This window comes from Mesorhizobium bavaricum (assembly GCF_056781655.1).
Map to the genome: position 1 here is coordinate 5,341,534 of NZ_CM165566.1, position 12,238 is coordinate 5,353,771.

A 12,238-nucleotide genomic window follows, 5' to 3' on the forward strand; every position below is an offset into this window, starting at 1 on the left:
CGCAAAGCCCAGTGGATGACGTGCCCCTAACGCAGATAGAAATCCAGCCGCTGTCGAAGCGCCTGCGAGGAAAACAGCTGCTCGACGGTCCGCCGCGCCTCGCGGCCCACTGTCGCACGCAGCCCCGGGTCGGCTTTGAGGTCGGCCAGGATCTGCCCCGCCTGTTGCGTCGTTTCGAACAGAAAACCGTTTTCGCCATGCCTGATATGGTCGGCGTAGCCGCCATGCGAATGGCAGACCACGGGCAGACCACAGGCCATCGCTTCGAACACCACCCGGCCGAACGTCTCCACATGCGAGCCGCTGCGATAGTAGAACACGTCGAGCGTCGGCAGGAACTCTTCAGCCGCAAACCGGCCTTGTGGGAGGAGTTCGAGTCGCGAATGCGGTTTAAGCCTGTCCTCGAGCACCATTCCGCCCTGAATCCGCAGCGCGTCGCCACCTGCCAGCAATGCTTCGTAGAGCGGCACATCTTCCGCATGATGTTTGTCAGGGGTGTCGCGGCTCAATCGTCCCAGCGTGAACGGACGACCCGGCTTGGCCGGTTGCGGTAGGAAACGTTCGATATCGATCGGCGACGGATGCACGACGCCATCGACCCGCAGCATGCGTTTCTGAAAATCGGAAATCAGCACCAGTTCGGCGTCGGGCCAGTTCAGCATGCGGGGCATGCGCGTCGTCAGCGCGATGACTTTCGGGTGAAAGGTATTGAAGACATAGATCAGCCGGCGCGGCCGGGGGATCAGGTAAGGCCATATCTTGTTGCGCCAGTGCGCGCCAAGGAAGACGTAGGTCCCGCCATCCGGCACATTCCACTTTGGCAGTGAGATGCGGCGAATCGGAAATTGCCGCATCAACTCGCCGGATACCCTTGAGGACGTTGCCCACAGACGCACCTCGGAGTCGGCGCTCAGCAACCGGTACAGCTCCAGGGTTTCGAGGTCACTGCCGCCAAACGGGTTCTGAAAGCCATTGAACAGATGAATCATGGTTGCCGCGCTGATCTTGCCGTCCCGCCACTCGTTCGCCGGCATTGAGACTAGCGGTGACTGGACCGCCAGCCCGGACGCTTGGGGAACTCAGGAGCGCAGGACCGTTTCAGCGGTGATCCATACATCACCGACGCGGAGGAATCACGGCGTTATGGGGACGTCAAGGAAGCGGTCCACGCCAGCTTCCTTCTCCGTTGTCAATGCACCGTGGCGATGCTGGGCAGAGGCGCCGGAGAGGCACCTGCCGGATCGAAGCTGACTTGATCGCGCCCGTTCGACTTGGCCGTATAAAGCCGTCTGTCGGCCGCCACGAAAATCTCTTCGAAGGTGGTCGGGCCGGTAAAGCTTGTGCCGCCGATGCTGACGGACAATGGGCATGGCCGCCCGCCTGGAGAAAAGTCCATTTCACGGATGCGCCGGCGGATGCTTTCGGCAACCACCCAGGATTGCGCGGGATCCACCCCGGGAAGAAACACGCCGAATTCCTCGCCACCGATGCGGCCAACGATATCGCCGCCGCGCAGCTGGCCTTTGATTGCCTGCGCTATCAGCTTGAGCGCCTGGTCGCCGCAGTCATGCCCGAGCCGGTCGTTGATCAACTTGAAATGGTCGGCGTCGATGATCAGCAGTGCCCCCGAATTGGTGTGCTCCTGCTTGCGGGTCTGCTCAAGATAGGCCTCGACCAGCATCGAGAAGGCGCCGCGGTTCAGCACCGCCGTCAGGCTGTCGGTGGCGGCAACGATGCTGAGATCGCGCTGGGCGATGGCCAGCTGGCGGATCTTCCACATGAGGAAAGACAGAAACGAGCCGCCCAGCACCAAGGGCAGCATCAGATCGGTCACTTGCGCCCGCCACACCGCCTCGGCTGAGAGATAGGGGAAATTGAAGGAATCGACGAAGAACGCCACGGCAATGAAGAACGCCGTACCGGCTGCCGTGACAACGATCACCCTGCCCCAGCTCGTCGGCGACAGATCGAGCTTCATCGCATTCCACTCCGTTAGCCGCCGCTACTATGACGCACCAACGCAAACAAATTGATAAGACTTTCCTTCCAATTCGATATCGGGAGACACGGCAGCCGAAGGTCAACGACACCGACGGCAGCAGTGATCGCCGGTGAGGGTGATGCCGTCTGTTTGCTGGACTTCGGCTGATGCGGGGAATCCTGAATGTCAGCGGTTGGGCGCCGGTCCACCCAGCGTCCCGACAACGAAGGATGCCGCGATCAGGTCGTCGGCGTCCAGTCGCAGGGAGCCGTCGCCTGCCCCCATGATGGCGGCGACCTTTTGAAACGTTTTCATCTCATGATCGGAGATTTCGGCATCCCGCATTCTGGCCTTGAGTTCAGCGATACGCCGCCCCAATGCGGGGGACGTTCCAATTTCACGATACGACATGGTCTGGTTTCTCCTCCCCCAGCCGCGCTTGTTTTGCCCCACCCCATTCGTAGGCCCGCACATTGTCTTTTTATGAGGCACCGCGAATACAAGGCCCGGAACGCGTGATGGGAGCTAAGGTTCCGACCATACCGGATCACGAAATAATTACGGATCGCTGCACCGAATGGGCGGCATTTCCAAGGCTCAACGTCCTGTTGCATAGGGTTGCGGGCGCGGGGCAGTCGCGGGACGGCGGATCTTGCGGCCTTGATCAGACCGACCGGCGCAAGCCTTTGAAATTATTGGCGATCCCGACAGGATTCGAACCTGTGACCATCGGCTTAGAAGGCCGGTGCTCTATCCAGCTGAGCTACGGGACCGCTGGCCGGCCACTGGGCCGGCTGGATATTTGGCGCCAGCCGCCGGTCAATGCGTCCAGGGCGTCCGGCGGTCATAGCGGAAATTCTCCGCATAGGAAATCTGGCGACGCTTGGTCTCTTTCGGCTCCTCGACGCGGTAGGCGAGCGCTTCCTTTTCGGCGTAGGCCACCGCCTCTTCCCTGGTGTCGAAGGTGAGCCTGATCTGGCTCCTCATGTCTCCCGACGTCGTGTAGCCCATCAGGGGATCGATCTTCTTGCGCATCTCGGGATCGAATTCGAGCACCCAGTGGCCGGTCTTGGCCTTGCCGGACTGCATCGCGGTTTTGGCTGGGCTGAAAATGCGCGCGGACATGGCCACCTCGTTATTGTGCAAGGCAGCATCGCCACCCTTCGCCCGTCATTACTGCGCAATGCGCACGGCGGCAAGGTTTTTGCACTTGCCATGCAACACTGAAATGAATAGGCAACAGACCGTTCGGAGTGTAGCGCAGCCTGGTAGCGCATCTGGTTTGGGACCAGAGGGTCGGGAGTTCGAATCTCTCCACTCCGACCATCCTCTCATATTCCGCGAGATCTAAGCGCTTGTGCCCGCGACGAGAGCGGCAACGACGGCCGTCGCATCTGTCATCCCCTTGACCGTCTTCGTTTGATCGGAGAATGCAATCCAGCCCTCGTTGAAGCCGTCGAGCATGCGCAGGCGGGGCTGCGGGTTCTTCATGCCTTGCGAACGAAAAAGCGCTTCCCAGGTTTCGCGCGGCACCGGCACGGCGCGCACCGGCCTGCCAAGTACTGTGGCGAAGGCTGCGGCAAGGTCATCAGGCGATACACGGGCTGGGCCTTCCAGTTCGACGATGCGCGTGCCGGTCCAGTCCTGCTGGATGAGCTCCGCCGCCGCTCGCCCGACATCCTCGGCGGCAACCATCGGCAGCGCCCTGTCCGTCGGCAACAGGAAGCTTTGGATCAGGCCCGTTTCGCGCGCCGACGTTACGTCCCAGGCGGCATTATCGAGGAACCAGGCGGGCCGCAGGAAGGTGAGTGTCAACGGGAGAGCGCTCAGCGCGGCCTCCATCATCCTGCGCTGTGACAGCAGATTGTCCTGAACCGCATCGGCGCCAACGGTAGACAGGCAGACGACCTTGGCCGGTCTTGCGGCTTCCAACGCCGCTACGACGCTGTCGATCACCGCTTGCGTTTCAGGATAGCCGGGCTCGGGATCGAACACCGGCGGCGGCAGGATGAATACGGCCGTGGCACCGTTGAAGGCTTCGGCCAGCGCTACGGCATCCTCCATGGCACCTACCGCGACATCACAACCGAGTGCCGCCCATTGCTGGGCCTTTGCGGCGTCGCGCACAACAGCGCGGACTGGCTGGCCAGTGGCGAGCAAGCCTCGCGCCAACGCGCCGCCGACTTTTCCGGTAATGCCGGTGATTGCATACATGATCCGTCTCCATTCATCTCTGCGGCGTGGGATGACGGATCTCTAGCCCGGCACTCACTGTTGCAGTGAGTGCCATTAAGTCATAGCATTGTTGATCTAAAATCATCGGATAAGCAAAATGACGTTTGATGGACGCGTGATCTCCAATGTCGGCGTGCTGGCCGCGATTGCCGAAGGCGGCAGCTTTGCCCGGGCGGCGGACGCGCTCGGCCTGTCGCGCTCAGGCGTCAGCCGCGCTGTCTCGCGCCTCGAAGCCCGCGTTGGCGTGCGGTTGCTCGACCGGACGACACGAGCGGTGTCGCTGACCGACGAGGGCCGCCGGCTTTATGCCGAGGTCGCCCCGCTGCTGACAGGGATCGAAGACGCGGTAACCGTCACCTCCGGCACGTCTGTCGCCGTGCGCGGCCGGCTGCGCGTCAACGTCGATGCCTTTTTCTCGCGCCAGCTGTTCACGCCGCATATCCGTGAATTCCTGTCGCTTTATCCCGACCTATCGCTCGAACTGGTCGCGCGAGACCAGTTGGGAGACCTGGTGGGCGAAGGATTTGACATCGCCATCCGCTTCGGGACACCGCCTGTGTCGTCCCTGGTGGCAAGGAAGCTCGTCGAGACGCGCACGGTGACGGTTGCGGCGCCGGTCTATCTGAAGGCGCATGGATGTCCGGTCGCTCCTTCCGACCTCGTGGATCATGCCTGCATCCAGGTTCGGGATTCGCTGACCGGTCAGCCGATCGAGGAGTGGCGGTTTCGACGCGCCGGCGAGGTTGTCGACGTCAAGACCACCGGCCGTCTCATGGTCACCGAGTTTGGCACCATGCTCGGCGCCTGCCTCAACGGCGTCGGCATCGCCAGGATCAAGGCAATCGGCGTGCAGCACCTCATCCGGCAAGGCGCTCTGGTCGAAGTCCTGCCGGACTGGCATGGCGAGAGCTTTCCGCTCTATGCGCTCTACCCATCGCGCCATCTGCCGCCGGCCAAGGTGCGCGCCTTCATCGACTTTGTGCAATCGCATCTGGGTTGAACGCCGGTCTGACGTCAGCCCGCTGACCGCACCTTTTTGGCGAATCCAGCCTAGATCTCGAACTCGCCCTGCCCCTCGTCCATGGCGCTGACGGTCTCGGCTGCCAATGTCCGCGTGATCGGCGTCTTGCGCTCGAGCGCGGTGCGGTCCAGCCGCTCCACCACGCGCATGGCTGTCGCCAGCGAGCGCTCGATGCGACGGACCAGATACTGAACGACATGCGGCTCGACCTCGATCTGGCGATCGGCGAACAGCTTGGTGATGACGCCGGCGAGCAAGTGATCGTCGGGCTCATAGATCTCGACCGTCGCCGCCGCTTTCAGCCGAGAGGCAAGATCCGGCAGGCTGACACCCCAGGCCGATGGGAAGCGTCGCGCTGTCAGGAGCAGTGTCGATCCGGCACTACGCACCGCATTGATCAAGTGGAACAGCCCTTGCTCGTCGACCGCCCCGGTATCGACATCGTCGATCAGCGCCGGTCGGGCACCGAGACTGGCGATGCTGTCGCCGACGCGCCTGGCGTCGACCGCCACCGCGTTGGCGCGCGCGCGCCAGATCGAGGCGAGATGCGTCTTGCCCGAACCCGCGGGACCGGCCAGCACCACCACCGGCGAAGGCCAGTCCGGCCAGCGATCAACCAAGGCCACTGCCTGGTTGTTGGTGCCAGAGACGACGAGGTCGTCACGCGAATAGCCGGTGCCATGGCCGAGATCGAGCGGCAACTGACGCGGCGGGTCGGTTTTCTGGTCACTCATGCGGGCTCAGCCCTGCGGGCCGGCAAGACACCTGGTCACCGGCCGGATCATGGCTTGATGGCCTTGCGCCGATCGGCCGGGAGCTCCGGTGCGGTTCCATGGCCCCTGTAGAGCGGCGACTCGAGATAGCGGGCTATGGCAAACCGCACCAGCACTGCAACTGCCGCCGAAGCCGGCACGGCAATCAGCAGGCCGACGAAGCCGAACAGCGCACCAAAGGCAAACAGCGAGAACATCAGCCACACCGGATGCAGTCCGACGCTCTTGCCGACCAGCCGCGGCTGCAGGATGTTGCCTTCGATGAACTGGCCGATGAAGAACACCACCGCGACGGCGACGATCATGGTCCAGTCCGGCCAGAACTGGACGAAGGCGACGCCGACGGCCAGCACCAGCCCGGTCAGCGAGCCGACATAGGGGATGAATGAGATCAGCCCGGCGAACAGGCCGATGAGGATGCCAAAATTCAGCCCGGTCAGCGTCAGCCCGGTGGCATATATTGCGCCAAGAATCAGACACAGCGTGCCCTGGCCGCGCACGAAGCCGGCGGTGGCGGTGTTGATGTCCCTGGCGATGGCGCGCACCGTCGCCACATTGTCGCGCGGTACCCAGCTGTCGATGACCGCCACCATGCGGTCCCAGTCGAGCAGCATGTAGAAAGCGACGACCGGCGTCACCACGAAAAGGCTGACCACCGAGACCAGCGCCACACCGGAACTCCAGATCGAGGTGAAGACCGTGGAGAGCAGGCCGAAGCCCGAGGTCAGCAGCGAGTTCAACCCATCTCGCAAACTATTGGCGTTGACGCCGAATTTCTGTTCCAGCCATTTCGGGTCGAACGACGTGATCAGACTCTGCAGTCGGGTCAGATATTCCGGCAATTTGCCGGCGAAATCGGCCATCTGCGTCGCCAGCACGGGAATGAGGATGACGAAGGCCAGCACCAGTACGATGAGGAAGGTGATGAGGATGACCACCGTTGCCATGATGCGGGACAGGCCGAGCCGCTGCAGCCGGTCCGCGACCGGATCGAGGAAATAGGCAAGCACCATGCCTGCAACGAAGGGCAGCAGGATGTTGCTGAAGACATAGAGGAAAAGCGCGAGCACCGCGGCGCCGGCCAGCCAGAAGAAGATCTGCCGGCGAAAGGCGGAGGACGCAGCTAGATCGGCAGCCGCAGCCTCGATCACTGCCGCCTCTCTCTCAACTGCCGCTTCTCTCTCAGATGTCCGGATTGGAGCTTTCGCCATAGCCGCTCATATGCCTCAGCCAAGCCACGAGATAGGCCGCGGCCGAAGCCACGGTCAAGACCCCGGACAGCAATATGAGGGCCGGCCGCAGCGGGTCGAGGTCAACAGCAAGGGCAAGTTCGCCCAGCACAACCGCCGCCAGCACGATCTGGATGGCGGTGTTGGCCTTCGACACGAAAAGCGGCTTCATCTCGACCGGATGGGCCATGATCGAGGACAACAGCACCGCGCAGACGATCAGAGCGTCGCGCGACACCATGGTGACGACCAGCCACAGCGGCAATTGCCCGATGAAGCCCATGACGACGAAGACCGAAACCAGCAGCAGCTTGTCGGCCATCGGATCGAGATAGGCGCCGAGCTCGGACTGCTGGTTGAAACGGCGGGCGATGAAGCCGTCGACGCCATCGGAAATGCCGGCAATGAGGAAACCGGCAAAGGCCCAGTCCCAGCGCGCCTGCAGCATCGCCAGCACGACCGCTGGCACCAGAACAAGGCGCAGGATGGTGATCAGGTTGGGGATGGTCAAATGCGTGCCTGTCGGGTTTGCTGGCTGATAGATGATGGAGACGCAGGGGATCGCAAGGGAGAAGCGCCACACAAAGCAAAGTAGCTGGACGGCGATGCACCGCGACCTAGGCTCACATTGAGATATTCTTCGGTTAGGCCGCAGACGCCTCAAGGATGGAAATGGGTCCTCGGGTCTGAATCACTCGCTCAAGGCGTAGCCCAGCGGCGTCGAACAAGCTTGCATATTGGACCTGCGTCCTCTCCAGGCCGCCAGTGACGGCGAGCATGACCACGTCGATACCCTTGATCTGGTTCGGTTCGTCACCAGGCGGCACGAGGGTCTCGGCCACAAGCACCTTTCCGTTCGGCAACATTGCCTTGCGGCAATTTCGCAGGATCTCCGCGGCACGCCCATCGTCCCAATCGTGAACGACCTTCTTGATGACGTAGACGTCACCGGTGGGAACGCTTTCAAAGAAATCACCTGCGATAAATTCGGTGCGCGGCAGGTCGCCTCCGGTACCCTGGCGTGCTGCCGCGACGCCCGAAGGCAGATCGAAAAGCACGCCGCTCAAATGGGGGTTGCGGGCCAGGATCGCCGAGAGAAGCTGACCATGTCCGCCGCCAACGTCGACGACCCTTGTGAACGGCCCGAAGTCACAAGCTTCGGCAACGGCCTCGTTACTGCCTTGGCTCAAGGCGACCATGGCCCGCTGAAACAAGGCAGCCTGCTCCGGGTGTTCCGACAACCAGTCAAACCTTGGGCTCCCGAACACCTTGTCGAAGGCTGGCTTTCCGGTGCGGACAGAATGCAAGAGCTGCTCGAAGGCAAGATAGGCCTCACTGTTGATCATGCGGACGAAGTCACGAGGACCCGGCTGATCGGAGCGCAGCACGGCGCCAACCTCCGTCAATTCGAAATGACGGGGCAGTACTTCCCTAAATACGCCTTCCGGCGCGAGAAGTCGCATTACACGGTAAAGCGCGTCAGCATCAGACTGAGTGGCGGCCGCCAGTTCATCCACAGACTGCTCGCTGACAGCCAGGAGATCGGGGATGCCGAGTTCGATAATTACGCGCAACGCCTGTGAAACGGCGAATCCAAAGCCTAGCCTCATGATCTGTTGCGACGGATTGAGCATGGCCCTGCCCCCGGATGCCTGATGCGAAGCAACAGAGCACCAACAACAGCCAGACACAAGGATGCAAGGGGTGAAGGCGCAGACGCAGGTATGGGGTTTTGCCTCCGATAAAAAATCAGGGGGATTTCACACAAGCGGCGTTACCGCCGCCGAAAACCCGCTCTCCACGCTTTTTATCGGGGCAAAACTTCGGCATCCCACCGTCATCCTTGCGGGGCGAAGCCGTTCATGCGAAGAGCCCGCAAACGAAACAACGATGAGCAAGCGCCAGAAATGAGCAAGCGCAGGAACGGGCTCACCTATGCTGAGGCCGGCGTCGATATCGATGCTGGCAATCTCATGGTCGAGAAGATCAAGCCACTGGTGCGCGCCACACGCCGGCCGGGTGCCGATGGCGAGATCGGCGGCTTTGGCGGCCTGTTCGACCTCAAGGCGGCCGGTTTTGCCGATCCGGTGCTGGTGGCTGCCAATGACGGCGTCGGCACCAAGCTCAAGATCGCCATCGATGCCGGCAAACACGACACGATCGGCATCGATCTCGTCGCCATGTGCGTCAACGACATCGTCGTGCAAGGAGCGGAACCGCTGTTCTTCCTCGACTATTTTGCCACCGGCAAGCTCGATCCCGACCAGGGTGCCGCGATCGTCGGCGGCATTGCCGAGGGCTGCCGGCAGGCCGGCTGCGCGCTGATCGGCGGCGAGACGGCCGAAATGCCCGGCATGTACCACGGCAAGGACTACGACCTCGCCGGCTTTGCGGTGGGCGCGGCCGAACGCGGGCAACTGCTGCCCACCGACGACATCGTCGAAGGCGATGTACTGCTGGGCCTCGCTTCCTCCGGCCTGCATTCGAACGGATTTTCGCTGGTGCGCCGCATCGTCGCCACCAGCGGGCTGGCATGGAGCGATCCGGCGCCGTTCAACGACGAGGCCACTCTGGCCGAGGCGCTGCTCGAGCCGACCCGCATCTACGTCAAGTCGATCCTCAAGGCCATACGCGGCACGCACGGCATCAAGGCGCTCGCCCACATCACCGGCGGCGGCTTCCCGGAAAACATTCCGCGCGTGCTGCCCAAGGACTTTTCGGCCGAACTCGATCTCGAGGCGATCGACGTCCCGGCGGTGTTCTCGTGGCTGGCCAAGACCGGCGGCGTTGCGCCGGAGGAGATGATGCGCACCTTCAATTGCGGCATCGGCATGATCTTGGCGGTCGCTTCAGGCCAGGCGGCGCAGGTTGCCGCCGTGCTGCAGGAAGCCGGCGAGACGGTGACGCCGATCGGCCGCATCGTGCCGCGCCGCGATGCCGGCGTCATCTATCGGGGCTCGATCGGCCTATGAGCGCGCAGAGGAAACGCACCGTTGTCCTGATTTCTGGGCGCGGCTCCAACATGACAGCGCTGATCGCGGCGGCCAGCGACCCCGCCTTCCCGGCCGAAATCGTCGGCGTCATTTCCGACAAGGCTGACGCCGCCGGCCTCGGCATCGCCAAGGCGCGCGGCATCGCCACACAGGTCATCTCCCGCGCCGACCATGGCAGCAAGCAGGCGCATGACGCGGCGATCGACGCCGCGCTTGCGGTACTCAATGCCGAGATCGTGGCGCTGGCCGGCTATATGCGCATCCTCACCCCAGGCTTCGTCCAGAAATGGCAAGGCCGCATGATCAACATCCACCCTGCCCTGCTACCGGCGTTCAAGGGGCTCGACACGCATGCGCGCGCGCTGGCGGCTGGCATGCGCATACATGGCTGCACGGTGCATTTCGTCACCTCCGAGATGGATGATGGCCCGATCATCGCGCAGGCGGCCGTGCCGGTGATGGTGGGCGACAATGCAGATGCACTGGCTGCCCGTGTGCTGAAGGCCGAGCACCGGCTCTATCCGCTGGCGCTGGGACTGGTCGCCGAAGGCAAGGCGCGCATGGAGGCCGGACGCACCGTGCTTGCCCACTTCGCCGACGATGCAGACAACGGAACCTCGGTGGTGATGGCGCCCGACCCGCTGCGCGAGGAAGCCGATCTCGAGCAGTTGGCGCGCATAACCCCCTGAGCCAAGACATATGGCGATGAAACAGCTTCTCCTGCTTCGCCACGCAAAATCGAGCTGGGACGACCCTGACCTCGGTGATTTCGACCGGCCGCTCGCCCAGCGCGGATTGAAGGCGGCACGATTGATGGCGCGCGAGCTTGTGGCACGCGACTGGCTGCCGGACCTGGCGCTGGTATCGGCGGCGCTGCGAACCCGCGATACGTGGCGGCTGGTGGCGGCGGACTTGCCCGCTCACCCCCGGGTCGCGTTCGCCGATGCGCTCTATGATGCTTCAGCGGCCGATATTCTGAGCCAGATACGTCAGGCCGACGCTTCGAGCGGCAGCTTGCTTGTGGTCGGCCACAATCCGGGCCTGGAGGATTTGGCCAAGCAGCTTGCCGGGCCGGGATCGGAGGCCAAGGCGCGCAAGCGGCTCGAGGAAAAATTCCCGACTGCAGCCCTTGCGCGCTTCATCTTCGAAGGAGATTGGTCTGGCCTGTCCTCCGCCCGCCTGACACATTGTCTGCGGCCGAAAGATCTGGGCTAGGGTGCGAAGACAGATGTGACGGCGGCCTGCCGCGTACCTGCTCGAGACATCAATTGCCCCAGATACCCTGACCCGGTTCGGGCCAACTGGTTGTGGTCTTCTTCTTGGCGTCCGCAGCCTTGAGCTCAGCCATATGCATGGTCTTGACTGAGCCGGTGACGGCACGATCGACGCTGGCAACCGGTGCAACCGGCTGATTGGCCTTGTCTGAGCCATAGTGATCGCTGCCGGCAAAAGCGCTGCCCGTGGCAACGAGGATGATGGTGGCGGCAAGAGCAATCCTGTTCATTTTCAAGTCTCCTTGTTCTTTCCGTTAGGCGGTGTCTTGGGAGGACGGTTCCGCTAAGGACAAGACTTCAGGCAGTCCGGTTTTATTCCTGGACGCTGAACTTTTTTGCCGACTGCGAAGATGGCAGGCCCGGCCCACGCCGCAGTTGGCGTCGATCCTGTTGCGCAAAAACAAGAGCGGCGGGCCAAGCCCACCGCTCTTTGTTGTCGTCCAGGATTGAACGAATTAGCGGCCCCAGATGCCACGGCCAGACGGAGCCGGCACGTTGGCATTGGCGTCAGCCTGCGCCTTTTCGGACTTCAGGATTGAGCCGGTGTGCGTGGTGTCGATGTTGGAAACCGACTGGCTGGCAACCGGCTGGTTGACATCGTTGGAGCCATAGTGGTCGCTGCCGGCAAAAGCGGTGCCCGTGGCGACGAGAATGGCGGCGGCGGTAAGAGCGATCTTGGTCATTTCAAATACTCCTGACTGACGATTGATGGTTCTGGTTTGGGACGGTCGG

16 protein-coding genes and 2 tRNA genes are annotated in these 12,238 nt (G+C 62.7%); 6 read left to right on the plus strand and 12 right to left on the minus strand.

Annotated elements, in window-relative coordinates:
• Positions 1 to 26 precede the first annotated feature (26 nt).
• From AC1RZR_RS26190 to AC1RZR_RS26210, 5 genes are all read right to left on the minus strand, one after another.
• Positions 27 to 1,034 carry a glycosyltransferase family 4 protein gene (locus AC1RZR_RS26190; RefSeq protein ID WP_481826445.1) on the minus strand — a complete coding sequence of 336 codons (1,008 nt, stop codon included), beginning with the start codon at positions 1,032 to 1,034 and terminating at the stop codon, positions 27 to 29.
• A 155-nt stretch (positions 1,035 to 1,189) separates the two neighbouring features.
• Complete coding sequence (locus AC1RZR_RS26195) at positions 1,190 to 1,978, minus strand: GGDEF domain-containing protein (RefSeq protein WP_481826446.1); 789 nt, start codon at positions 1,976 to 1,978, stop codon at positions 1,190 to 1,192.
• A 189-nt stretch (positions 1,979 to 2,167) separates the two neighbouring features.
• The gene (locus AC1RZR_RS26200) at positions 2,168 to 2,392 is read right to left on the minus strand and encodes a hypothetical protein (RefSeq protein ID WP_477276404.1); all 225 of its coding nucleotides are present in this window, start codon (positions 2,390 to 2,392) and stop codon (positions 2,168 to 2,170) included.
• 285 nt (positions 2,393 to 2,677) lie between these two features.
• Positions 2,678 to 2,754: transfer RNA gene (locus AC1RZR_RS26205), tRNA-Arg, on the minus strand.
• Positions 2,755 to 2,800: 46 nt separating this feature from the next.
• Positions 2,801 to 3,106, minus strand: coding sequence for an ETC complex I subunit (locus AC1RZR_RS26210; RefSeq protein WP_109662967.1), 306 nt, complete (start codon positions 3,104 to 3,106; stop codon positions 2,801 to 2,803).
• A gap of 124 nt (positions 3,107 to 3,230) precedes the next feature.
• On the opposite strand from AC1RZR_RS26210, the gene AC1RZR_RS26215 reads away from it, so the two are divergent.
• Positions 3,231 to 3,307 (plus strand) — tRNA-Pro (locus AC1RZR_RS26215).
• Positions 3,308 to 3,328: 21 nt separating this feature from the next.
• Here the strand turns inward: AC1RZR_RS26215 and AC1RZR_RS26220 are convergent.
• A complete protein-coding gene (locus tag AC1RZR_RS26220) occupies positions 3,329 to 4,195 on the minus strand; it encodes an NAD(P)H-binding protein (protein ID WP_477276400.1) in 867 nt (288 codons plus the stop codon).
• 118 nt (positions 4,196 to 4,313) lie between these two features.
• Here AC1RZR_RS26220 and AC1RZR_RS26225 point away from each other — a divergent pair, with 118 nt between their 5' ends.
• On the plus strand, positions 4,314 to 5,216 hold the full coding sequence (locus tag AC1RZR_RS26225) for a LysR family transcriptional regulator (RefSeq protein WP_481826447.1): 903 nt from the start codon (positions 4,314 to 4,316) through the stop codon (positions 5,214 to 5,216).
• A 50-nt stretch (positions 5,217 to 5,266) separates the two neighbouring features.
• Here AC1RZR_RS26225 and hdaA read toward each other — a convergent pair whose 3' ends face one another.
• The 4 genes from hdaA to AC1RZR_RS26245 all read right to left on the minus strand — a co-directional run bounded on the left by hdaA (position 5,267) and on the right by AC1RZR_RS26245 (position 8,873).
• Positions 5,267 to 5,971 (minus strand): DnaA regulatory inactivator HdaA, encoded by a 705-nt coding sequence (gene hdaA, locus AC1RZR_RS26230; RefSeq protein WP_477276396.1) that lies wholly within the window; start codon positions 5,969 to 5,971, stop codon positions 5,267 to 5,269.
• 47 nt (positions 5,972 to 6,018) lie between these two features.
• Positions 6,019 to 7,221: an AI-2E family transporter gene (locus AC1RZR_RS26235; RefSeq protein ID WP_477276394.1), complete on the minus strand. Its 1,203-nt coding sequence runs from the start codon at positions 7,219 to 7,221 to the stop codon at positions 6,019 to 6,021.
• The gene (locus tag AC1RZR_RS26240; protein ID WP_477276392.1) at positions 7,193 to 7,750 is read right to left on the minus strand and encodes a CDP-alcohol phosphatidyltransferase family protein; all 558 of its coding nucleotides are present in this window, start codon (positions 7,748 to 7,750) and stop codon (positions 7,193 to 7,195) included. The genes AC1RZR_RS26235 and AC1RZR_RS26240 overlap by 29 nt, the downstream gene beginning before the upstream one ends.
• A gap of 133 nt (positions 7,751 to 7,883) precedes the next feature.
• Positions 7,884 to 8,873 (minus strand): methyltransferase, encoded by a 990-nt coding sequence (locus AC1RZR_RS26245; protein WP_477276390.1) that lies wholly within the window; start codon positions 8,871 to 8,873, stop codon positions 7,884 to 7,886.
• Positions 8,874 to 8,943: 70 nt separating this feature from the next.
• Between AC1RZR_RS26245 and AC1RZR_RS26250 the strand changes: the two genes are divergently transcribed.
• From AC1RZR_RS26250 to AC1RZR_RS26265, 4 genes are read left to right on the plus strand one after another with little or no spacing between them, the layout of a single operon-like run.
• On the plus strand, positions 8,944 to 9,150 hold the full coding sequence (locus AC1RZR_RS26250; protein WP_477276388.1) for a hypothetical protein: 207 nt from the start codon (positions 8,944 to 8,946) through the stop codon (positions 9,148 to 9,150).
• Positions 9,147 to 10,211: a phosphoribosylformylglycinamidine cyclo-ligase gene (gene purM / locus AC1RZR_RS26255; protein WP_477276386.1), complete on the plus strand. Its 1,065-nt coding sequence runs from the start codon at positions 9,147 to 9,149 to the stop codon at positions 10,209 to 10,211. Before AC1RZR_RS26250 ends, purM begins: the two co-directional genes overlap by 4 nt.
• The gene (purN, locus tag AC1RZR_RS26260) at positions 10,208 to 10,921 is read left to right on the plus strand and encodes a phosphoribosylglycinamide formyltransferase (RefSeq protein ID WP_477276384.1); all 714 of its coding nucleotides are present in this window, start codon (positions 10,208 to 10,210) and stop codon (positions 10,919 to 10,921) included. The genes purM and purN overlap by 4 nt, the downstream gene beginning before the upstream one ends.
• 16 nt (positions 10,922 to 10,937) lie before the next feature.
• On the plus strand, positions 10,938 to 11,447 hold the full coding sequence (locus tag AC1RZR_RS26265; protein WP_477276382.1) for a SixA phosphatase family protein: 510 nt from the start codon (positions 10,938 to 10,940) through the stop codon (positions 11,445 to 11,447).
• Positions 11,448 to 11,496: 49 nt separating this feature from the next.
• Here the strand turns inward: AC1RZR_RS26265 and AC1RZR_RS26270 are convergent, their stop codons facing one another.
• Together AC1RZR_RS26270 and AC1RZR_RS26275 are read right to left on the minus strand one after the other, a co-directional pair.
• Positions 11,497 to 11,736 carry a DUF680 domain-containing protein gene (locus tag AC1RZR_RS26270; protein WP_477276380.1) on the minus strand — a complete coding sequence of 80 codons (240 nt, stop codon included), beginning with the start codon at positions 11,734 to 11,736 and terminating at the stop codon, positions 11,497 to 11,499.
• A 225-nt stretch (positions 11,737 to 11,961) separates the two neighbouring features.
• The gene (locus tag AC1RZR_RS26275) at positions 11,962 to 12,189 is read right to left on the minus strand and encodes a DUF680 domain-containing protein (protein ID WP_379106408.1); all 228 of its coding nucleotides are present in this window, start codon (positions 12,187 to 12,189) and stop codon (positions 11,962 to 11,964) included.
• Positions 12,190 to 12,238 lie beyond the last annotated feature (49 nt).

Coding starts and splice junctions, on each gene's coding strand:
- AC1RZR_RS26190 (WP_481826445.1), bottom strand. CDS start 1,034: ATGCCGGCGAACGAGTGGCGGGACGGCAAGATCAGCGCGGCAACCATG.
- AC1RZR_RS26195 (WP_481826446.1), bottom strand. CDS start 1,978: ATGAAGCTCGATCTGTCGCCGACGAGCTGGGGCAGGGTGATCGTTGTC.
- AC1RZR_RS26200 (WP_477276404.1), bottom strand. CDS start 2,392: ATGTCGTATCGTGAAATTGGAACGTCCCCCGCATTGGGGCGGCGTATC.
- AC1RZR_RS26210 (WP_109662967.1), bottom strand. CDS start 3,106: ATGTCCGCGCGCATTTTCAGCCCAGCCAAAACCGCGATGCAGTCCGGC.
- AC1RZR_RS26220 (WP_477276400.1), bottom strand. CDS start 4,195: ATGTATGCAATCACCGGCATTACCGGAAAAGTCGGCGGCGCGTTGGCG.
- AC1RZR_RS26225 (WP_481826447.1), top strand. CDS start 4,314: ATGACGTTTGATGGACGCGTGATCTCCAATGTCGGCGTGCTGGCCGCG.
- hdaA (WP_477276396.1), bottom strand. CDS start 5,971: ATGAGTGACCAGAAAACCGACCCGCCGCGTCAGTTGCCGCTCGATCTC.
- AC1RZR_RS26235 (WP_477276394.1), bottom strand. CDS start 7,221: ATGGCGAAAGCTCCAATCCGGACATCTGAGAGAGAAGCGGCAGTTGAG.
- AC1RZR_RS26245 (WP_477276390.1), bottom strand. CDS start 8,873: ATGCTCAATCCGTCGCAACAGATCATGAGGCTAGGCTTTGGATTCGCC.
- purM (WP_477276386.1), top strand. CDS start 9,147: ATGAGCAAGCGCAGGAACGGGCTCACCTATGCTGAGGCCGGCGTCGAT.
- purN (WP_477276384.1), top strand. CDS start 10,208: ATGAGCGCGCAGAGGAAACGCACCGTTGTCCTGATTTCTGGGCGCGGC.
- AC1RZR_RS26265 (WP_477276382.1), top strand. CDS start 10,938: ATGAAACAGCTTCTCCTGCTTCGCCACGCAAAATCGAGCTGGGACGAC.
- AC1RZR_RS26270 (WP_477276380.1), bottom strand. CDS start 11,736: ATGAACAGGATTGCTCTTGCCGCCACCATCATCCTCGTTGCCACGGGC.
- AC1RZR_RS26275 (WP_379106408.1), bottom strand. CDS start 12,189: ATGACCAAGATCGCTCTTACCGCCGCCGCCATTCTCGTCGCCACGGGC.